This is a genomic window from Mesorhizobium sp. WSM4989, assembly GCF_029625795.1.
Classification (GTDB): Bacteria; Pseudomonadota; Alphaproteobacteria; order Rhizobiales; family Rhizobiaceae; genus Mesorhizobium.
Window position 1 is genome coordinate 1,568,259 of sequence record NZ_JARTVN010000002.1, and the last position, 20,040, is coordinate 1,588,298.

Sequence of the window (20,040 nt, forward strand, 5' to 3'; positions counted from 1 at the left end):
AGAGATCCAGTCTAGACCGAGGACTCACGGGACTATTCTAGACAAATCGGCGGGCACGCTCACGCAGCTTCTGAATGAAGCTATTGGTTCGTTCTAGGAGAACTGCAAGAAGTCGGTTGGTAGGAGGCGTGAAGGTCGTACCATCACGTTGCGCAAGGCAGTCTGAGGAGGTCATCGTCGCTCCAGCAGCTGTCATGAAATATGCAGGCTCGGCAACAAAGATGCAACTCAATTGGGGTGAGATGGCATCGAGATGACCGCAAGCCACTCAATGGATCATGCTCGCAGTGCTGGTCGTCGCCCGAGACTGTAAATGTATCGGCAGCCCGCTCGAAGTGGCCCGCGCTGCCAGCAGCACCTTGCTTGCGGGCCGTTGGGAAGCTGTGGAAATCGCATGGCTTCCCAAAGGGTGCCGCTGCTTTGTAGAACCACGCTTCACCGGTGATCACCAGAAATTCGTAGTTGGCGCCTCGTTCTCTGGTTCGCCGGACGAACTGCGGTTGTAAAGGCGCGGTTGCCGCAATCATACCCGCAGTAGATCCTGACACAGGCGCGAAGGCATCCTCGACACCAGGATCGAGAATGTCCAATGGGAAAGCAGCCAAAGGTGACGGGGCTAAATCCGTACGGCCAAAAGCGACTAGGACGTTCTGTTCGAAGGCGTCGGCCCTCGTGGCTAAGAGAGAGAGAAATTCCTTGAGGCGTGTTGCGTCCCTTGGTTCCTCTATGGGTTCGCCATTGTAGTCGACTACACCCCAGGCTGAACCGCCCGACAGCAACACCACAGCAGGATATACGGCGCGCGTAGGGTACTCGCCGCGCATGCCACCGCTCATCCTAGTTGCAACTACGACGCCACGGTATGTTCTCGTCAAGGCAGACGGACGGAGTACTTCTAGCGCCTCGCGAAGCGTCAGTGTAAGCGGAAGGGTATTGATAAGCCGCGATCTCGCGAGGAGGCGATAAATCTCCGCGTGGGCATCGACTATCTCTTCCAACGAAACGTAGCAATGAATCGCTTCTGGCGAAGGCGCCTCGTCGTCGACGAATGCGGAGATGGGATCGGCGAAAATAATCAACCATCGACCAGCAGTGATAACAACTCGCTGCAGGGTTTTCCGCTCAATCGGACCAAGAGAGCGCACGTATATCCGAAGGTCGTTGAGCCAAGCCGCCCATTGCGCCAATACCGCAGAAGGTGCTGCGTTGGCTTTTAGACTAGCAAGCGCCTCACTTATCAAGGCGGCCATTGTCCGTCCTGATACTTCGGCGCTACGAGGTGGACGCACAGTTTTGGCGTCTGCTCCCTTGGCCTCGACGATCAGCGTTGGTGCGCGTTGCCGATCGAGCCCGAGATAGTCGAAATAAAGTCGGTCGCCGTTCTCGGCCCAACTGCGGGCCTCCTCGGTAACCTGACGAGGATCGGCTGGATCCCAACCAAGTTCACGGAGCATCGGGTCGACCAGAAATCGCCGTGTGGGGCGTTCGAGCATGTCGTCTAAAGCCAAACCGCGCGGCGCTTTTCCCGCATCAATATCCTGCGCCGCCTTGGCTCGGATGACCGCCTCTTCCATCTTGAACCGACCGAAAGCGAGTTGGAGAGCGGCCCCGAACGCGGCAATATTTGCCGCCTCGTTCATCGCAGAAGGTCCGGAAGTTCGAACAAGAGTTTCAGCGCGTCTGGCCAACCCGCTGACGAAAACAGCTCCAGCACCTCGAGCAGCTTTTGACGCCGATCCCGATCTTCAAAGATGTTTCGGTGATCCGCTAGGTAACGACGCACCAGCTTCACCAATCGATCTACGGCAAGAGATTCGAATTGATATCCGTCCCGTGCCGCCGATCCCAAAAGGATGTTAGCGATGCGGTCGAAGACCGCCGTCGGGTCGCCTTCAACAAGGTAGGCCAGCAGTTCGATGAGGTTATGGGCGGTTCTGGACTGAGCGTGGTTCGCGATGATGTCCAGAATTGGCGCGTAGTCGACGAGGAAACGGCGCTTGGCTTGGATATCCGGTAGTCCCGGCTCGTCGTTAGTGTTTGATCGGTAGGCACCAGATCCGAAATAAAGCTGGTTGCAGACTTGATTGATCAGGTGGTCGGCCGCCGCATAGAGGGGGCGCCATGTGGCGACGGCTGCCTCGTCTGGCTGTCCCAAGAGATAAGGGCGGGCTTGGACCAGAGCCGCGGCCGCCGAGGTTGTGACCGCGTCCAGGATTCGTCGGCCGCGCGCAGCAATGTCGAGGTCATCGGGCGTCGGTGCCTTGCCGTAAGGAAAGAAAAATACTTGGCGTAGATAGTGTAGCATGGGAGCGACGTAAGCCTCGCCACGGCGCAGATCAGAGGCCCAGCGATCGATCCATGCCCACGCCGCAGGCTGGTCGTGAATCACATAGAGAGACGCAGCTAGATTGGCGGAGGCTTCGGCGTCGCGGTCACGGTCCGTGCGCACTTCGTCAGGCACCTTCACCCATTCCCTCTCCAGCAGCTGGGAAAGGAGATTCGCACAGCGCTCCGGGTATTCGCGGGAGATTGGTCCGAGCGGGCCAGCGATGAAGAAAAACAGCACACCTTCGTGGGTTTCGGTCTCTGCGATTTCGGTGACCATTTCCCACATTCGCTCATGGGCGACGTCCCAAAGCACGTTTACGGCTTGGGCCACTTGCAGCCTCACCGTCGGAGCCGGATCGTGAAGGCAAGCCTGCATGCGGTCGACTATGTCTGACCGCACGTCGGCGAAGCGCGGCGCAAGGGCGACCAAGCTGGAGGCTGCATAGACCCGCACGTCCCAATTGCCCCACCCCATCTGATCAGAGGGTGCATCGACGATTTCGGGATATGGGCTGGCAGATAGGCGGTCTATTAGGGCCAGCAAAGTGTCCAGATCGGGCAAACCGTTGACGCCCGGTTCGTAAGCAGAACTCTTGGCGATCCGTTCGACGCCGTTGCAAACCGCCCCCCAACTTGAATGCACGAGTTGTTCGTGCGGCGCGGCGGCAATCCCGGCATCCAGAGTTGCTAGCAGCTCGACGACGTGACCCCATAGAGCGGTCAATGTCGTAGCGTCATCCCTATCTGGGCTTAACTTGATGTCGTTCTCGACTCTGCGGCTGGCGGTGCGGATCTCGCGGTCAGGGCTGCGCTCTAGATCTGCGCCGCTGCTCTGAAGCATGCTATCAACAATATTGTCGGTTGAGCCCCAACCGACCGACATGGTCACAAACGGTTGGTTGCCGATGAGTTCTCCGGCGGCCGCCATGTCCGCCTTGTAGGTTCTCATCTCGGATGTTGCCAACAACTCCTCGGACAGGATTGATAGGAGGCGGCCTAGAACGGAGCGCCACCAGCGCGACGCTCGCCCAGCAGGGAAGAGACCGTCTGTGAGAGCCAGGCGTTCGAAGGCAGCCCTATCTTCCTCGGGCCGGGCAGCGTAGGAAGCCGCCAGAAAGATTACAGCGTCCCGCGCTAGGCCTTGGAGGGCAGTGAAATGTGGGTCGCTGGCGAGCGGCCATAGTAGATCGTCGGCCACGCCCTGGCGATCGGCTGCTGTGCCTAATAGGCGCGCCCAGACGGCGGCGTTGGCCGGCGACGCGAGGGTCGTCATCACAGCTTGACGGAATGCGTCCGGCTCGCACGACCTAAGGAAGTCCACGAAGGCAGTCAGGGGTTCTTCTTCGTGGGTGCGCTCCTCCCGCCAATCCTGCAGCGACAGCAGATCATCGAAGACTCGAACCGTTCGCCCGGTGATGATGAGGTCCGTAGGCGCGCTAAGCTCTCCACCGCGCTTCTCAAGCTCCAATCCCCGTACGGCGCCTATCACAGCGGCGGTACCGCCTGCTGGATTTGCTTCTAGGAAGGGTTTCAGCACTTCAGTCAGGTGCCAACGAGCGTGTCGGTAGTCCTGTCTACGCGTTGAGGTTAGCGGAAGAATGCGGCTCGCCGAACCGCCGATCCACGTCTCGCTCTCATCGGTCACGTCGCGGGTGAAAAACGTTGCGTAGATTCGGGCAACAAAGTCCGGATCGTGGGGAATAATCGACCCGACGGCTTCTGCAAGTTCAGGAGCCTCTTGTGAGGCATGGGTGTCAAATCGGTCATCGAGAATGCGCTGCAAGAGTGCGCGGGACGCCGCGGGGTCAGACCCGAAGGATCGTGCGGTAAAACGGATGCCAGCGCTCGACAGACGCAGATTCTCGGGCGCAAGTGACCAAGCAGTTATGAGAAGGCGGCGACCTGCAGCCCCGAACATCTGCATAACGTTAGCGTCGGCTAAATCGGCTTTGTTGGCCAACGTCATCAGGAGAATGCGCGCCGCATCAACAAGGTGAGGGTCGGGACCTGCTGCCGCAGCTAAGGCCACCTTGGCCCAAGCCAGCGCTGCCGGCGCGGCAAGACGGCCCCGCTCTGCGATTGCCATGTCGGCGAAACGCGCAAGTTGCGACATTAGGCGGGCGACCGGCTGCGCGGGATCACTCGCTGCCACGATCATATCGCAGAGTCCCTCGACGTCTGTCGGTTCCTCTACGCGCTCGGCGGCGGTTCGTAGGGCAATGCTTAATATGACTGGATCTGGCTCAGCTTCAGCGGCCAAGTTTGCTAGAAAACGCCAGGTGATGGTTCGGGCTATTGCGTCATCCTGCCATACCTCCTCTAAGGCGAACCGCAAAGCCGGACCCAGCACCAGACCGATCGAACGGTCGCCGGAGAGCTGATCTCGCAATGCTTCGGTGTCGTCCCATGCGAGATAAAATCGTCCCGCGATGTGATCGAACAGGACATGGTGCGCAAAGGCTATGCGGTCTCCGGCGGCCACCAGGACGCCGGACTTCTTAACATCATCCACCGCATCGTTCTCGATATCGATGGCCCGAACGGTCAGTTGGCGTCGCTGCACCATGATAGCCACAACTGCCTTCACCGCCCGCTGCAGGGCTTGAGTTGGAAGCCGGATATCTTCGTACCGACGGATCAGTTCGGATTGAGTGCTGACTTTGCGGATAGACTGAGGTTCGACACCGGCATCTAAAAGTTCGGCAGCAAGCGAGAGATTGAAGATGTTCTTCAGTAGGTCCTGCAGTTGCTGGGGCGCTGTCTTATTCAGTTCGTCGAGTACGGTCGACGCCGCCGACACTTTGGCCAGTTCGTTAGACGACAGGCGCGGAATGTGGAAGTGCCGGACATTGTCTAGACCTCTCTCTGCAAAGTTGAGGTCCGGAGGCGCACCCGCAAAAGTTTCGCGAAATCGTTGGCCGTTACGCAGGTCGAAACTGCGGATGGAAGCTACGATGGACCAGCGTGCGCCTACCTTCTCCACCGCGTCTGCGATGAAAGAGGCGATTACTGCTTCAGACGGGCCGCCTCGTGAAGCGTCCAAGGCGTCGATGACCAAGACACCGGGCTGGTTGCCCGGCCAGGCCGCCAGCACTTCTATAGGATCGTGCCCCAGTTTCAATTCAGCGGCGAGGTCATGGCGCAAAGCGACCCCGGACAACCGCTCTACAGACAGAAACACCAGCGGTCCCGGCGCCTTAGCCAAACGCTCGGCCAAGACCAGCAGCACACCCGTCTTGCCCGCCCCAGGCTCGCCGGTGACTAGGAGGCTTCCGCCGCCAGCTGCCGCTATTAGCGGCTCTAGGCAGTCGCGATTGATAGGAATGCCTTGGCCCAGGGGAAGTCTGGTGTGCTTTATCAGGCGACGTTGTTCGTTGGCAGAATAGGTGAGTAGTGCCTCGATGTCTTTATTGAAAGCTGGAGCTGAAATATCGACGTGGCCTTTGCTACGCAATGCCCGCAGCAGGCCGCTCCGATCGACGGGAGCGCCCGTCTTGATGAATGTGCGGCACAAAGCCATTAGGCTCTCCATGGGCGCGGCGCCCGCATCATCTGCGCCGAAAAGCCGTCGTCCAAGCAAGTGGGAAGCCTCCCGCCATGTCGAGCCCGTCGCTTTTTCTGCAAAGCGCCTCACTCGAAACAAGCGAGCCATTGCGACAAGGTGATCACCCGTGAGCGGCAACGCGACGCGGCCTTCCCAAGCACGCTGGATGTGGGCCTTGAAAAGGCTTAGAGCGTCCCGTTTGTCTTGCGGAACTTGTGCGATAACGGCGTCCCAGACGCCGCCATGATCGAACATTCGGCACCCCGCTTCGAGAATGTCGAGAGAACGGGGCGCGTCTTCAACCACAGCCAACAAAGCAACGTCTGCCGCCGCGGCGAGGGGTGTCCCTCCCAACTGCACGTAAAGTCCTACGAGTTGTTCGAGAGTCTTACCTAGCGCAGAATCGGCACTAACGGTCAGTGACGGCCGGGTCTTGCATTGAATGTAGATCGCGCCTCCATCCTCTAGGTGCACCACAATGTCATCTAGGGCGTCACCAGTCTCGCACTGTAAGCCGACTATGTTTGATGCGGTTGAGAGCCCGAAGTGCGAACCGATAGGCGTGTCCGCAAGCATTTGCGCCGCGAACCATGTGGCGACCGCCGCCTGAAACGCCATTCCAGCTTCGGTAGCTCTTCCGCCAGCGGTCTTATTGTCATCAGTCATCATCGGAGTTCTTCGTTGTCGCCCAGGACCGGAGTTGGTGTGCGTTGGCCTGCTAGTCATTGCACGCCAGGATTGACTGAGATCAAGCCGCGAAATGTTGTAAATCACGATGGAAACCCAGAACCGATGGAATCAGATGGCGGCTCTAAGGCATCCACAGGTCTGAGCGCATTTCGGGTCCGTTATCGGGACTGAAGACCGGTAAGGTAAGCTAAGTGCCTGAAAAAGCTGGTACGCCCAAGGGGAATCGAACCCCTGTTACCGCCGTGAAAGGGCGGTGTCCTAACCGCTAGACGATGGGCGCGCTCAGACGAAGCGGCTTATAATTGCGTTGTTCGCAACCGGCAACCCATCTGCCGCCACATGCGACAACTTTTTTCGCGAGCCTGCAAAACGCATGTTTGGCAACCGGAAAACAGTTCGACCGAAGCAGGTAAGCCGCTCAGTTGTCGCCACCGCCGCCGCGCCGGCGGCAGCGCCAGTTCCAGTCGCGCTCGGGGCCGACGTCGACATGGACGGATTCGGTGTGGCAGTAGGTTCCGACGCCGCCGCGGCCGGGCATCGACCGCACATAGCTCGCCAGCTCCCACTTGGAGACGCCGGGCACCTGGATGTCGGCGGCAGCGCAATACATGTGCAGCGAGTTCTTGGCGCCGTTGGCGCGGCGGTTGCGGGCAGGGTCGCGATAGCCGGAGGTGACGATCATCTTGCGGCCGAAATGACCCTCGATCGTCTTCAGCACGCGCACCAGCGAAGGCTTCAGGCAGGCGACGTCGACGCTTTCGTTCTGTCTCAAGAGCCCGTTGGGCGCGAGCCTTGCCATACCGGCGGCCGACGCCACCTGGTAGGAGCCGCCGCCTTCGTCCTCGTTGAGATCGACGTCGCTCTCGTCGTCGATGCCGGACTTGCGCTTGATCTCGAACAGCGCCGTCTGGCGCACGCCGGGCAAGGCATCGGCGCCGGTGATGTGGTTGCTGCTGTCGTCACCGAGGGAAGCCAGTTGCACCGGCTTGTCGCCCGGGGTCGCGGAGGCGAGGGTGACGATCGGCTTTGTCGCCGGCAACGTTGTCTTGGCCTGGGCGGCGGGCTGGTCGCTGGAGCGCGTGTTGATCAGCGGGGCAGGCGCGGCCGAGGCCGGCGTGGTGCTGAACAGAGAAGCAAACAGCCCCTTCTTCGGCGCGGCGATCGGCTGCTGCCGGGGCTCGCCCGCTGTCACGTAGACGCCTTTGCTCATCGCCTGCACGGTCGCCTGCGCTTGCGATGCGACCGCGGCGGCATCGCCGGCAGCGACCTTGTTGGCGGCCGCTTTCGTCTCCTCTGCCGTCTGCGGCGGATGTACCAGCGGTTGCGGCGTGTTGCCGGCGATCGAGCCGGCGTCAGCAGGAACCGCTACCGCGGGGAAGGCTGCTCCGGGCCGGGTTTCCGGCAAATAGGCGACTTTTTCAGGCAACGGTTTGTCGTCTTCGCCCATCACGGTCGATGCCGCCTCTGGGGATGCCGGGGAGGTCGACGCCGCCTGCGAGGTCGAATCGGCCGACGCCTCGGACTGGGCGCTGGAAGCCGCGCTCATTTCTGTGGCGGTTGAATTGTAGGCGGGCGTGACGACCGACATCGTGGGGTCGCCGGTCGAGGTGCAGGAGGCCAGAAGCACGGATAAGAGCGCTGCCACGATGCTGCGGCTTTCCCTTCGTGCGAGGCGCCAACCTGCTGATTTCAAAATAAAATTCCCCCTCGGCATCCGGTCCGTACATCGTCGCCGCAGCACTCCAGTGCCTCTGGCGGCGACCTCCTGTTCCCGAACCGGAAACGGGATCTGTATCGATCTGCAAAGCCTCGGATTTATTGTTTGTCTGCAGGCGAGCTGAGGCTACGAAAACGATTAACATCACCATTTCGCCCTGTTTGGGCGGCCCGTCAACTCACCAGACATTACAGCCGGTTACACACGCACCTTGACATAGGTGCCCGGCGCGTCCCCCAAGGTTTTCATACGCTTGCCCGGTTTGCGGGCGGGCACATGGATGTTGTCCTGGCTTTCGATCCAGTGCTGCCAGTGCGTCCACCATGAGCCGGCATGCTCGTGCGCGCCGGCGAACCAGGTGCTGAAATCCCCCACCGGCTTGCCGCCGGTCCAGTACTGGTACTTGTGCGCCGCCGGCGGATTGACGACGCCGGCGATGTGGCCGGAGCCCGCCATGACATATTCGACGTCGCCACCGAAATAGCGCGATCCGAGGAACACCGAAAGCGCCGGCGCGATGTGGTCTTCCTTCGTGGCGAGGTTGTAGACAGGGATCGTGATGTCGGCCAGCGAGACGGTGCGGCCGGCAAGCTCCATCGTGCCGCGGGAGAGATTGTTCTCGAGATAGCAATTGCGCAGATAGAAGGAATGGTTGGCCGCCGCCATGCGGGTAGAATCGGCATTCCAGTAGAGCAGGTCGAAGGGCAGGGGGTCCTTGCCGCGCATATAGTTGTTGATGACATAAGGCCAGATCAGGTCGCCCGAGCGCAGCATGTTGAAGGCGGTCGCCATCTTGGTGCCGTCGAGATAGCCCTTTTCGCTCATCGAGCGCTCGACCGCGGCAACCTGGTCCTCGTCGACGAAGACCTTGAGATCGCCGGCATAGGTGAAGTCGACCTGAGTGGTGAAGAAGGTCGCCGACCTGATGCGGTGGTCGCCTTCCTGCGCCAGCAGCGCGAGCGCCGCGGCCAATAGCGTGCCGCCGACGCAATAGCCGATGGCGTTGACCTCCTTCTCGCCGGTCGCCTTCTCGACCATGTCGAGGCCATATTGCAGGCCCTCGCGGATATAGGCCTCCCAGCCTTTGGCGCCGTGGCGCTCGTCCGGGTTGATCCAGGAGATGACGAAGACCGTGTGGCCCTGCTCGATGGCCCAGCGGATGAAGGATTTCTGCGGGTTGAGGTCGAGGATATAGTATTTATTGATCCACGGCGGGCAAATGAGCAGGGGGCGCTTCAGCACCGTCTCCGTCGTCGGATCGTATTGGATGATCTCGGCGACATCGCTGCGGCCGATGACCTTGCCGGGTGTCGTGGCGATGTTCTTGCCGATCTCGAACGGCGCGTAGTCCGCCTGGCGCAGCTTCAGGTCGCCCCTGCCGGCGGCGATGTCCTCGGCCAACATCTTCATGCCGCGCACCAAATTCTCGCCGTTGGAGGCGACGGTCTCGCGGAACAGCTCGGGATTGGTCAGAATGAAATTCGACGGCGCGATGGCGTTGGACACTTGCTTGACGTAGAAGCTCGCCTTGTGGCGGGTGTGCTCGTCGAGGCCCTCGGCATGATCGACGAGATCGGAGGCCCAGCGCGAGGTGACGAGATAGGCCTGTTTCAGGAAGTCGAAGAAGGCATTGCGGCCCCATTCCGGATCCTGGAAGCGCTTGTCGCCGCGCTCGGGCTTGACCGCGTCCTCGGGGGCTTCGGCGTTGGGGCTCGGGCTGACCTTCTGGATGGCGTTCGCCCAGACCGTCATGTAGCCGGCGAAAAGCCGCGTCTGCGCTTCCAGCGCGCGCTGCGGGTCGGCCAGCCAGTACTCCGAGAGCTTGGAGAAGGTCTTGACCATGTCGACCACGGGTTCGGCGACGTGGTCGCGCACCTCGCCCTTTTCGCGCGGCTCGGCCCAGGCGGAGGCCGCCTTGCCGGCCTGCTCGATCATGCGCGCCATGTTCAACGCGAAGCGTTCGGGATCTTTCACCAGATATTGCTCGACGGTCGAAGGTCCGCCATTTTCCGCTTTGTCCGAATCGGGCGCTTTGGACATGGTTCGCGGGGTTCCTCCCGGAGCGTTTTCTTGACATATTACCATGGGACATCTGACCGGGTCCAACACGCTCTAACCCGGCTGCCAGGAAAACAATATGACGATTAATGTTGGCGGGACTTATTTTCTCGGCGCCGGTTCGATTTGCCGCATCGCCGCCGCAGCCGCGGTGCTATGCACGCCGTTGCTCGCGGGCGGCTGCGAGACCAGCAGCAACACCAACAATGCGAGGCCGACCGCGGTGACCGAGGGGCCGAAGGACACCGGCTCCTATCCGAACCTCAACATTCCGCCGCCGGTAGCCGCCAAGCAGCTGACGAAGGAAGAGACTGCCGCCAAGCTTGCCCAGCTCAAGGCCGAGCAGCAGGCGCAGCTCGCCAAGGGCGGCCGCGCGAAGCCAGCCGCCAATACGGCGGCGCTGAACACGCTCGCCAGGACGCATGGCGACGACGCGCTGAAGCAGATCGAAGGCAAATGCGATCCTGCCCTCGACCCTAACTGCAATTAGGTCTATATCGCGCGCCGAAAAGCGCCCCCTTTGATCGTCTGGAACTCCAATGGAAGAATTTCACAAGGTCCGCCGGCTTCCGCCTTACGTGTTCGAGCAGGTGAATCGGCTGAAGGCCAGCGCCCGCTCGCGCGGTGCCGACATCATCGACCTTGGCATGGGCAATCCGGACCTGCCGACGCCGAAGGCCATCGTCGACAAATTATGCGAAGTGGTGCGCGATCCGCGCACGCATCGCTATTCGTCCTCGCGCGGCATTCCGGGCCTGCGCCGGGCCCAGGCGAACTACTATGCCCGCCGCTTCGGCGTGAAGCTCAATCCCGACACGCAAGTGGTGGCGACGCTCGGCTCGAAGGAGGGCTTTGCCAACATGGCGCAGGCGATCACCGCGCCCGGCGACGTCATCCTGTGCCCCAATCCGACCTATCCGATCCACGCCTTCGGCTTCATCATGTCGGGCGGCGTCATCCGGTCGCTGCAGGTGGAACCGGATGACGGCTTCATCCCGGCGGTCGAGCGCGGCATCCGCCACTCGATTCCGAGGCCGCTGGCGCTGATCCTCAACTATCCGTCGAACCCGACGGCGCTTGTCGCCTCGCTCGATTTCTACAAGGACGTGGTCGCCTTCGCGAAGAAGAACGACATCATCATCCTGTCGGACCTTGCCTATTCCGAGATCTATTTCGACGGCAATCCGCCGCCTTCGGTGCTCCAGGTTCCAGGGGCGATGGATGTCTGCGTCGAGTTCACCTCGATGTCGAAGACTTTTTCCATGCCCGGCTGGCGCATGGGCTTCGCGGTCGGCAACGAGCGGCTGATCGCGGCGCTGACGCGCGTCAAATCCTATCTCGACTACGGCGCCTTCACGCCGATCCAGGTGGCGGCGGCGCATGCGCTCAACGGCGACGGTGCCGACATCGCCGAGGTGCGCGAGGTCTATCACAAGCGGCGCGATGTGATGGTCGATTCCTTCGGCCGTGCCGGCTGGACCATTCCGGCGCCGGCGGCCTCGATGTTCGCCTGGGCGCCGATCCCGGAACAGTTCCGCCAGCTCGGCTCGCTCGAATTCTCCAAGCTGCTCATCGAGCACGCCGACGTGGCGGTGGCGCCGGGCATCGGCTTCGGTGAGCACGGCGACGATTTCGTTCGTGTGGCGCTGGTCGAGAACGAGCACCGGATCCGCCAGGCGGCGCGCAACATCAAGCGCTTCCTGGCCTCGACCGCCAAGCAGCCCAACAATGTTGTGCCGCTCACCGCGCGCCGCTGAATTCACCGCACATCACACCGACCAATCTTTGAGGGGCGTCGCCGGACATGGCTGAAGCGTTGCGTGTTGGAATTGCCGGCCTTGGCACGGTGGGCGCCTCGGTGGCGCGCGTGCTCAACGACAAGGCCGCCGAGCTCACCCGCCAGTGCGGTCGCGACATTGTCGTCACAGCGGTTTCGGCGCGCGATCCGAAGCGGGACCGCGGTGTCGATCTGGGCGACACCAAATGGTTCGACGATGCCGCGAAGATGGCCGAGAAGGCCGACATTGATGTCTTCGTCGAGCTGATCGGCGGCGACGAAGGGCCAGCGCGTGCATCGGTGAAGGCGGCGCTCGAGGCCGGCCGCCATGTCGTGACGGCCAACAAGGCGCTGTTGGCCAAGCACGGCGTGCAACTCGCCGAGATCGCCGAGAAGAAGGGCGTGCTGCTCAACTACGAGGCTGCGGTGGCCGGCGGCATCCCGGTCATCAAGACGATGCGCGAGGCGATGGCCGGCAACCAGGTCACCCGCGTCTTCGGTATCCTCAACGGCACCTGCAACTACATTCTGACCCGCATGGAGGCCGAAGGCATCTCTTTCGATGCCTGCCTCAAGGACGCGCAGCGCCTCGGCTATGCCGAAGCGGACCCGACCTTCGACATCGAAGGCCATGACACGGCGCACAAGCTGTCGATCCTGACCACCCTTGCGTTCGGCACGAAGATCGCCGCCAACGACATTTACATGGAGGGCATCTCCAACATCACCCAGGCCGACATTCGCGCCGCAGCCGAGCTCGGCTATCGCATCAAGCTGCTCGGCGTCGCGCAGCGCACCGACAGCGGCATCGAGCAGCGCGTGCATCCGACCATGGTGCCGACGGCCTCGGTCATCGCGCAGGTGCATGGCGTCACCAATGCCGTGGCGATCGAGACCGACATCCTGGGCGAGCTTTTGCTCTCCGGCCCCGGCGCCGGCGGCAATGCCACCGCCTCGGCGGTGGTCGGCGACATTGCCGATATCGCCAAGAGCCGGCCGGGCTTCCAGCACGGGCCGGTCTTCGGCTGGCCGGCGAAGGAATTGAAGCCCTACAGGAAAGCGCAGATGCGCAGCCATGCCGGCGGCTATTTCATCCGGCTGACCGTGCACGACCGCATCGGCGTCTTCGCGGCGATCGCCAAGCGCATGGCCGACAACGATATTTCACTGGAATCGATCGTCCAGCAGGCCGCCGGGCCGGCTACCGAAGCGCAGAAGACCGTCATCCTCGTCACCCACGAGACAACGGAAGCGGCGGTGCGCAAGGCGGTCGAAGGCGTCACCAAGGACGGCCATCTCACCGACAAGCCGCAGGTGATCCGTATCGAGCGGGCGGAATAGTTCGAGTCATACTTCACCTTTAATCGATTGATATTGCTGCCATTTCAAAAATTGACATGGCAAGTCTTGCCGTTGTCATGGAGCTTTGCCAGAAGAAGCGCGCTTCTGGCGGGAGGCAAAGCGCAGTTTCAACGAGGAATGCCCATCCATGAACATGGCCCAAAACATCGCAGCCGGCCTCGATCGTATCCTCACCATGGAAGTGGTGCGTGTGACCGAAAGGGCCGCGGTCGCCGCTGCCAGGCTGCGCGGTCGCGGCGATGAGAAGGCGGCCGACCAGGTCGCGGTCGATGCGATGCGCCAGGAACTCAACCGGTTGGCCATCAAGGGTACCGTGGTCATCGGAGAGGGCGAGCGCGACGAGGCGCCGATGCTCTATATCGGCGAAGAGGTCGGCACCGGCAAAGGCCCGGCGGTCGACATCGCGCTCGATCCGCTCGAAGGCACGACGATCTGCGCCAAGAACCTTCCCAACGCGCTTGCCGTCATCGCCATCGCGGAGAAGGGTAGCTTGCTGTTCGCGCCCGACGTCTACATGGACAAGATCGCCATCGGGCCGGGATACCCGGACAGCCTGATCGACATCGACGCGTCGCCGGCCGAGAACATCGCCAATCTCGCCAAGGCCAAGGGCGTGGCGGTGCCCGACATCACCGCCTGCATCCTCGACCGGCCGCGCCATGCCAAGCTGATCGACGCGGTGCGGGCCACGGGCGCCGCCATCCGGCTGATCGGCGACGGCGACGTCGCCGGCGTCATCCACACCACCGATCCGGAAGAGACCGGCATCGACATCTATCTCGGCACCGGCGGCGCGCCGGAAGGGGTGCTGGCCGCGGCGGCGCTTCGCTGCACGGGCGGACAGATGCAGGGCCGGCTGATCCTCGACACGCCGGAGAAGATTGCACGGGCCGAAAAGATGGGCATTTCGGATCCGAAGCGGGTCTATCGCGCGCAGGACATGGCGCGCGGCGACGTGCTGTTCGCGGCGACCGGCGTCACCGACGGCAATCTGCTCGGCGGGGTGAAATTCGGGCGCACCTTCATCACCACTCACACCATCGTGCTGCGCTCGTCCTCGCGCACAGTGCGCGAGATCAAGGCTCGTCACCAGGATCTGGAAAAGTTCTGATTTCGTCCTTGTAGACACTTTCGCGCAATTACGGCCGGAGCGCCCTTCCACAGTTTTCCGGGGTGGTTCGCTTTCCCGCAATTGCTAGGGCTGTCGCATCTTGATATCTGCCGAAAGATGGTGTGCAGACGGCGCGTCTCATGATGGGCGAGAGACGCTTCTTCCTCGATGTCAGGCAGTCGGCGACCGGTGTTTCCTGGGAGCACCGGCTGACCGAGCGGCAGGACATGGCCGCTTTGGCCATCGCGCAGGGTCATGGCGTGCCGGACATCGTCGCAAGGGTGCTGGCTGGGCGCGGCGTGACGGTCGAGCAGACCGAGCGCTTCCTCGATCCGACCATTCGCGAGCTTTTGCCGAACCCGGCCTCGCTGACCGACATGGAGAAGGCGGCGGCGCGCATCGCGGATGCGGTCGTGGCCGGCGAGAAGGTGGCGATCTTCGGCGACTATGATGTCGACGGCGCCGCGTCGTCGGCGCTGCTGAAGCGCTTCCTGGCGCATTTTTCGGTGCCGTCCGAGATCTATATCCCCGACCGCATCTTCGAAGGTTACGGCCCGAATCCGGAAGCCATGCGCGAACTGATCTCGCGCGGCGCGAAGCTGATCGTCACCGTCGACTGCGGCACCAACAGCGCCGTGTCGATCGAGGCGGCGAAAGATGCCGGCGCCGATGTCGTGGTGCTCGACCATCACCAGGTCGGCGGACCGCTGCCGGCGGCGGACGCGGTGGTCAATCCGAATCGGGAGGACGACCTTTCGGGGCAGGGGCATCTCTGCGCCGCCGGTGTGGTCTTCCTGTGCCTGGTCCAGACGGCGAAGGTGCTTCGCGAACGGTTGCCGAACGCCGCGCCGGTCGATCTGCTTTCGCTGCTCGACCTTGCCGCGCTGGCGACCGTTTGCGACGTGGTGCCGCTCACCGGCGTCAACCGCGCTTTCGTAGTCAAGGGGCTGCAGGCGGCGCGCCAGCAGAAGAATGAGGGGCTGGCGGCGCTTGCGCGGGTCTCGCGCATCGGCGAGCCGATAAACACCTTCCATCTCGCCTATCTGATCGGGCCGCGCATCAATGCCGGCGGGCGCATCGGCGATGCCGCGCTCGGCAGCAGGCTGCTTGCCACCGAGGATCCTGTTGAAGCCGCAAGCATTGCCGAGACGCTCGACCGGCTGAACCAGGAACGGCAGCAGATGGAACTGGAGATGCTGGCGCAGGCGCGCGCCGAGGCCGATGCGGAGCTTGCCGGCGGCACCGGCCCTGGCATCGTCGTGACCGCCAGCAGCAGCTGGCATCCCGGCATCGTCGGGCTGCTGGCCTCGCGGCTCAAGGAACATGCGCGCCGTCCCGCTTTCGCCATCGCCTTCAATGCCAATGGGATCGGCACCGGCTCGGGGCGCTCGGTCTCCGGTTTCGATCTCGGCCGGCTGGTGCGCGAGGCGGCGCAGGCCGGCCTGATCGCCAAGGGCGGCGGTCACGGCATGGCGGCAGGCATCACCGTGGAACGTGCCAAGCTCGGCGCGCTTCGGGCTTTCTTCGAGGAGCGCGCTGCGGCGGATGTGTTCCGGCTGCAGAGCGAGGAAAGCCTGGCGATTGACGGCGCCTTAGCCGCCGAGGGCGCGACGCTGGCGCTTCTCGACGCGCTGGAGAAAGCCGGCCCGTTCGGCGCCGGTCACATCGCGCCGGTGTTTGTGCTGCCGCGCCACAGACTTATCGATGCGCGGCCGATCGGCACGAACCACATCCGCGCCGACCTGCAGTCGCAAAGCGGCGGCAACCTCCAGGCGATCGCGTTCCGCGCCGTCGACACCGCGCTCGGCGAATTCCTGTTCAAGAACAGGGGCAAGACCGTGCACATAGCCGGTTCGCTGTCGGGCAATTACTGGAACGGCAACCGCTCAGTGCAATTCCGCATCACAGATGCCGCGATTGCTTGACTGACGCTTCGGATCAGGCGAGCACCGTCTGCAGCCGCCGCAATTCGCTGATCTGGGACATGGTCGCCTGATAGCCGATGCGGATCGCCTCGTCGGCGCGATGGAACTCGGTCAGTCCGATATGGCTGAGCTTCGGCTGCAGCGACATGTCGGGCGGATCGCCGGCGAGCCTGGCGCGCGAGATCCGGTCCTGGATGATGTTGAAGGCCTCGACCATGACGCCGGTGATGCCGAGGCGGGTCTGGTGCGGCGGGTGCTGGGGATTGACCTGGCCGGGACGCGGCGCGTCGTTCTCGATGACGAGTTCGCCCGCGCTGTGCTTGATCACCGCGGCACGCCCGAACAGATCGTAGTGGAGGTTGACGGCAACGACCAGCGGCTGCTCGTAAGCACGGCAGACCGAGACCGGCACCGGATTGACCAGCGCGCCGTCGACCAGCACGCGCCCGTTGCAGTTCACGGGCTCGAAGACGCCGGGCAACGCGTAGGACGCACGCATGGCGGTGATGAGCGAACCTTTCGACAGCCAGATTTCGTGGCCGGTGCGGATTTCGGAAGCGACGGCGACGAAGGGCTTCGACAGTTCCTCAAAACGGATACCGTCCACGTGTTCGCGCAGCCGCGCATCGAGCTTCATGCCGCCGAACAGGCCGCTGCCGCGCAGATTGAGATCGAGCAGTCCGAAGAGGCGCCGCTTGGTCAGGCTTCTGGCGAACTCTTCCAGTTCGTCCAATTTGCCGGCGAGATAGCAGCCGCCGACCAGCGCGCCGATCGAGGTGCCTGCTATCATCGAAACTTCGATGCCGGCTTCGTCCAGCGCGCGCAGCACGCCGATATGGGCCCAGCCGCGAGCACAGCCGCCGCCGAGCGCCAGCGAGATGCCCATCTTCTTCGCCGATTTCGGATCGAGCACGCCGCCGGACGATGCAAGGCCGTTGGCCTCCTGAACGTCAGGTCTGCTGCGCAATGACGCCCATTCGAGCATCATGATCTCCCTTGTCCCGTGTCCCTTCTATCACAAGGATGTTTGAGAATAGTGAATATGAGTGGTTTGTGAATATCGAATGGTTCACGCCGGCTTCCGATACGTTTCTTGCGCATCGAACAGCGGCTTGCTGCCATCGTCGGCAAGCACCGCCTTGCCGTCGCTGAGCCCCACCGTCCGATAAAAGCAGGAACGCCTACCGGTGTGACAAGTTGCGTCCTGGCCCAATACTTTGACGCGCAACCATATCGCGTCTTGGTCACAATCCGTGCGCATCTCGAGGACGCGCTGGAGGTTGCCCGAGGTCTCGCCCTTTTTCCACAGCGCGTTGCGGGAACGCGACCAATAGTGGGCGATGCCGGTTTCGAGCGTCAGCGTCAGCGCATCGGCATTCATATGCGCGACCATCAAAAGCATGCCGTCGCCGGCGTCGGTGACGACGACGGTCACGAGGCCGGCAGCATCGAAGCGCGGAGAAAGGACGGTGCCTTCCTCCAGCGCCTTCTTGTCTGCCGGGGCTTTGGGAAATTGCAGTGCCGACATTGCCGGTTCGTCTTTTTGTTGGACCATGATCTTATCCGAAAACCGGGTCCCGCTTTTCGGGACCATGGTCTGAAGGCCGGCAGCAGCCGGCGATCAGGCACGCACCATGGTGACGAAGCGCACCTGTTCCTCGGGCGTGTCCTTGAAGACGCCGGTGAAGGTAGAGGTGAGCGTGGTCGAGTCCTGCTTGCGGATGCCGCGCATGGCCATGCACATATGCTCGGCCTCGATCATGACGGCGACGCCGCGCGGGTTGAGCACGTCCTGGATGACGCCTGCGATCTGCGCCGTCATCGCTTCCTGCGTCTGCAGGCGATGGGCGAAGATGTCGACGACGCGCGCGATCTTGGACAGACCCACGACCTTGCCGTCCGGCAGGTAGCCGACATGCGCCTTGCCGATGATCGGCACCATGTGGTGCTCGCAATGGGAGTGGAACTTGATGTCCCTGACGATGACGAGATCGTCATAGCCGGCCACTTCCTCGAAAGTGCGGCCAAGCTCCTCCGCCGGGCACATGTCATAGCCGTTGAACATCTCGCGAAAAGCCTTGGTAACGCGCTTCGGCGTGTCGACCAGGCCCTCGCGATCAGGGTTGTCGCCGGTCCAGCGCAAAAGCGTGCGCACGGCGGCTTCGACCTCGGCCTCGCTTGGGCGATCGGTGACAGGCTTCTCCATATAGGAGGAAGGGGGCATGAGTTTCTTGATGACGGCATCCATAAAGGCGTCTCCCGTAGTCCCACTCAGAGGTGGGACGAGTTGAACGGACCACGACCTTTCGGGTGAAACTCGCCCGGTTTCCAGCCCGTAAGCGGCGTGAACAGATGAGCAATGACAATGGCTTGAGTTTGCCTTGTCGATGCCCGGCTGCCATCATTATATATGGTCGTGCACAGCGAAAGGAAGACGCAACAGCGGCAAAGCCTGTTCGCTTGGCGGCGACGGATTGGAAAAATATGATCGACGACGTCTACAATGCGAAAATCCTGAGCTTCGCCGGAAACATCGCCAAGATCGGCCGGCTCGACCACCCCGATGCGACCGCCAGAGCGCACTCCAAACTGTGCGGCTCGACCGTCACAGTCGACCTCAAAATGGATGGCGACGTGGTGACCGATTTCGCTCATGACGTGAAGGCCTGCGCGCTTGGTCAGGCATCCTCCTCGATCATGGCCCAGCATGTCATCGGCGCGAACGCCGATGAGCTGCGCGCAGTGCGCGAGACCATGCTGAAGATGCTCAAGGAAAACGGCGCGCCGCCGGAAGGCCGGTTCGCCGATCTGAAATATCTGGAGCCGGTGCGCGACTACAAGGCACGTCACGCCTCGACCATGCTGACCTTCGATGCGGTGGTCGACGCGATCGGCCAGATCGAGAAGAAGCGCGCCGGAGAGGCTGCTTGAGGGCGATCTCCTGAGCTGCTTGCCTGTTATGGCGAACTCGCTTGGTATCCCGGCGCTATGCTGAGTGGACCGTCCGGCGTTCCAGGCGATGAGCGATAAAAGGTCGTTGCGTTCCCGGCTCGAAGCCCACATCTAACGCACAAGGAAGCTGGCTGCGGAGAAGTACGGATGGGAGACCATCCAGGACATATCCATGGCGTCCGGCCGGTCCGGCATGGGCGAAACTGGCAGGGACCCTGGCGCAAGACGCCGGGCCGCGTCCTCGGCACGTCGCTCGTGCGCCTCTACCAGTTGACGCTTTCCGGCTTCGTCGGCAATAGCTGCCGGCATCTGCCGACCTGTTCCGAATACGCGCATGAGGCAATCGCCCGCCATGGATTGTGGACCGGGGGCTGGCTGGCGCTGTTCCGGGTCTCGCGTTGCGGGCCGTTCGGGACGCATGGCATCGACCGCGTGCCGGAAACGCTTGCGCCGCGCTATGTCTGGTTCATGCCGTGGCGCTATTGGCAAATCGGCAGGAAGCGCGATGACGCAGATGGCTGACTGCGGCAGCGTTTCGCAGCCCGTGTTTACGATTCAGTAGGGTTAACGTCAGCC

The 20,040-nt window shown here is 62.4% G+C and carries 14 protein-coding genes and 1 tRNA gene; 7 read left to right on the forward strand and 8 right to left on the reverse strand.

Features of this window, described 5'->3' with window-relative positions:
- Positions 1 to 143 precede the first annotated feature (143 nt).
- The 5 genes from P9217_RS20315 to phaC all read right to left on the reverse strand — a co-directional run bounded on the left by P9217_RS20315 (position 144) and on the right by phaC (position 10,319).
- Positions 144 to 1,640: a hypothetical protein gene (locus tag P9217_RS20315; protein WP_278088194.1), complete on the reverse strand. Its 1,497-nt coding sequence runs from the start codon at positions 1,638 to 1,640 to the stop codon at positions 144 to 146.
- A complete protein-coding gene (locus tag P9217_RS20320) occupies positions 1,637 to 6,541 on the reverse strand; it encodes an ATP-binding protein (protein WP_278088193.1) in 4,905 nt (1,634 codons plus the stop codon). Before P9217_RS20320 ends, P9217_RS20315 begins: the two co-directional genes overlap by 4 nt.
- A 226-nt stretch (positions 6,542 to 6,767) precedes the next feature.
- A tRNA-Glu gene (locus P9217_RS20325) sits at positions 6,768 to 6,842 on the reverse strand.
- A 138-nt stretch (positions 6,843 to 6,980) separates the two neighbouring features.
- Positions 6,981 to 8,207, reverse strand: a complete 1,227-nt coding sequence (locus P9217_RS20330) for a YcbK family protein (protein WP_278088192.1) — start codon at positions 8,205 to 8,207, stop codon at positions 6,981 to 6,983.
- Positions 8,208 to 8,477: 270 nt separating this feature from the next.
- On the reverse strand, positions 8,478 to 10,319 hold the full coding sequence (phaC, locus tag P9217_RS20335) for a class I poly(R)-hydroxyalkanoic acid synthase (RefSeq protein WP_095829324.1): 1,842 nt from the start codon (positions 10,317 to 10,319) through the stop codon (positions 8,478 to 8,480).
- Between the two features lie 97 nt (positions 10,320 to 10,416).
- Here phaC and P9217_RS20340 point away from each other — a divergent pair, with 97 nt between their 5' ends.
- From P9217_RS20340 to recJ, 5 genes are all read left to right on the forward strand, one after another.
- A complete protein-coding gene (locus P9217_RS20340) occupies positions 10,417 to 10,827 on the forward strand; it encodes a hypothetical protein (RefSeq protein WP_067328042.1) in 411 nt (136 codons plus the stop codon).
- A gap of 49 nt (positions 10,828 to 10,876) precedes the next feature.
- Complete coding sequence (locus P9217_RS20345) at positions 10,877 to 12,094, forward strand: LL-diaminopimelate aminotransferase (RefSeq protein ID WP_067000132.1); 1,218 nt, start codon at positions 10,877 to 10,879, stop codon at positions 12,092 to 12,094.
- 47 nt (positions 12,095 to 12,141) lie between these two features.
- Positions 12,142 to 13,455, forward strand: coding sequence for a homoserine dehydrogenase (locus P9217_RS20350; RefSeq protein WP_278088191.1), 1,314 nt, complete (start codon positions 12,142 to 12,144; stop codon positions 13,453 to 13,455).
- A 148-nt stretch (positions 13,456 to 13,603) separates the two neighbouring features.
- Positions 13,604 to 14,587 (forward strand): class II fructose-bisphosphatase, encoded by a 984-nt coding sequence (gene glpX / locus P9217_RS20355; protein WP_278088190.1) that lies wholly within the window; start codon positions 13,604 to 13,606, stop codon positions 14,585 to 14,587.
- A gap of 140 nt (positions 14,588 to 14,727) precedes the next feature.
- Positions 14,728 to 16,512, forward strand: coding sequence for a single-stranded-DNA-specific exonuclease RecJ (gene recJ, locus P9217_RS20360; protein WP_278088189.1), 1,785 nt, complete (start codon positions 14,728 to 14,730; stop codon positions 16,510 to 16,512).
- 13 nt (positions 16,513 to 16,525) lie between these two features.
- On the opposite strand, the gene P9217_RS20365 is transcribed toward recJ, so the two are convergent.
- The 3 genes from P9217_RS20365 to folE all read right to left on the reverse strand — a co-directional run bounded on the left by P9217_RS20365 (position 16,526) and on the right by folE (position 18,760).
- Entirely contained in the window at positions 16,526 to 17,497 is a 972-nt protein-coding gene (locus P9217_RS20365; protein ID WP_067000906.1) for a patatin family protein, read from the reverse strand.
- 84 nt (positions 17,498 to 17,581) lie between these two features.
- Entirely contained in the window at positions 17,582 to 18,040 is a 459-nt protein-coding gene (hisI, locus tag P9217_RS20370) for a phosphoribosyl-AMP cyclohydrolase (RefSeq protein ID WP_278088224.1), read from the reverse strand.
- 93 nt (positions 18,041 to 18,133) lie between these two features.
- Positions 18,134 to 18,760: a GTP cyclohydrolase I FolE gene (gene folE / locus P9217_RS20375; RefSeq protein WP_067328045.1), complete on the reverse strand. Its 627-nt coding sequence runs from the start codon at positions 18,758 to 18,760 to the stop codon at positions 18,134 to 18,136.
- A gap of 236 nt (positions 18,761 to 18,996) precedes the next feature.
- Between folE and P9217_RS20380 the strand changes: the two genes are divergently transcribed.
- Together P9217_RS20380 and yidD are read left to right on the forward strand one after the other, a co-directional pair.
- Complete coding sequence (locus P9217_RS20380) at positions 18,997 to 19,443, forward strand: iron-sulfur cluster assembly scaffold protein (RefSeq protein ID WP_067328046.1); 447 nt, start codon at positions 18,997 to 18,999, stop codon at positions 19,441 to 19,443.
- A gap of 168 nt (positions 19,444 to 19,611) precedes the next feature.
- Complete coding sequence (gene yidD / locus P9217_RS20385) at positions 19,612 to 19,986, forward strand: membrane protein insertion efficiency factor YidD (RefSeq protein WP_095802165.1); 375 nt, start codon at positions 19,612 to 19,614, stop codon at positions 19,984 to 19,986.
- The last annotated feature ends 54 nt before the right edge of the window (positions 19,987 to 20,040 follow it).

Bases quoted from the DNA above. Each gene is read 5' to 3' on its own strand.
- P9217_RS20365 (WP_067000906.1), bottom strand. From the start codon at position 17,497: ATGCTCGAATGGGCGTCATTGCGCAGCAGACCTGACGTTCAGGAGGCC.
- folE (WP_067328045.1), bottom strand. From the start codon at position 18,760: ATGGATGCCGTCATCAAGAAACTCATGCCCCCTTCCTCCTATATGGAG.
- glpX (WP_278088190.1), top strand. From the start codon at position 13,604: ATGAACATGGCCCAAAACATCGCAGCCGGCCTCGATCGTATCCTCACC.
- P9217_RS20320 (WP_278088193.1), bottom strand. From the start codon at position 6,541: ATGATGACTGATGACAATAAGACCGCTGGCGGAAGAGCTACCGAAGCT.
- P9217_RS20315 (WP_278088194.1), bottom strand. From the start codon at position 1,640: ATGAACGAGGCGGCAAATATTGCCGCGTTCGGGGCCGCTCTCCAACTC.
- hisI (WP_278088224.1), bottom strand. From the start codon at position 18,040: ATGTCGGCACTGCAATTTCCCAAAGCCCCGGCAGACAAGAAGGCGCTG.
- phaC (WP_095829324.1), bottom strand. From the start codon at position 10,319: ATGTCCAAAGCGCCCGATTCGGACAAAGCGGAAAATGGCGGACCTTCG.
- yidD (WP_095802165.1), top strand. From the start codon at position 19,612: ATGGGAGACCATCCAGGACATATCCATGGCGTCCGGCCGGTCCGGCAT.
- P9217_RS20340 (WP_067328042.1), top strand. From the start codon at position 10,417: ATGACGATTAATGTTGGCGGGACTTATTTTCTCGGCGCCGGTTCGATT.
- recJ (WP_278088189.1), top strand. From the start codon at position 14,728: ATGATGGGCGAGAGACGCTTCTTCCTCGATGTCAGGCAGTCGGCGACC.
- P9217_RS20345 (WP_067000132.1), top strand. From the start codon at position 10,877: ATGGAAGAATTTCACAAGGTCCGCCGGCTTCCGCCTTACGTGTTCGAG.
- P9217_RS20350 (WP_278088191.1), top strand. From the start codon at position 12,142: ATGGCTGAAGCGTTGCGTGTTGGAATTGCCGGCCTTGGCACGGTGGGC.
- P9217_RS20380 (WP_067328046.1), top strand. From the start codon at position 18,997: ATGATCGACGACGTCTACAATGCGAAAATCCTGAGCTTCGCCGGAAAC.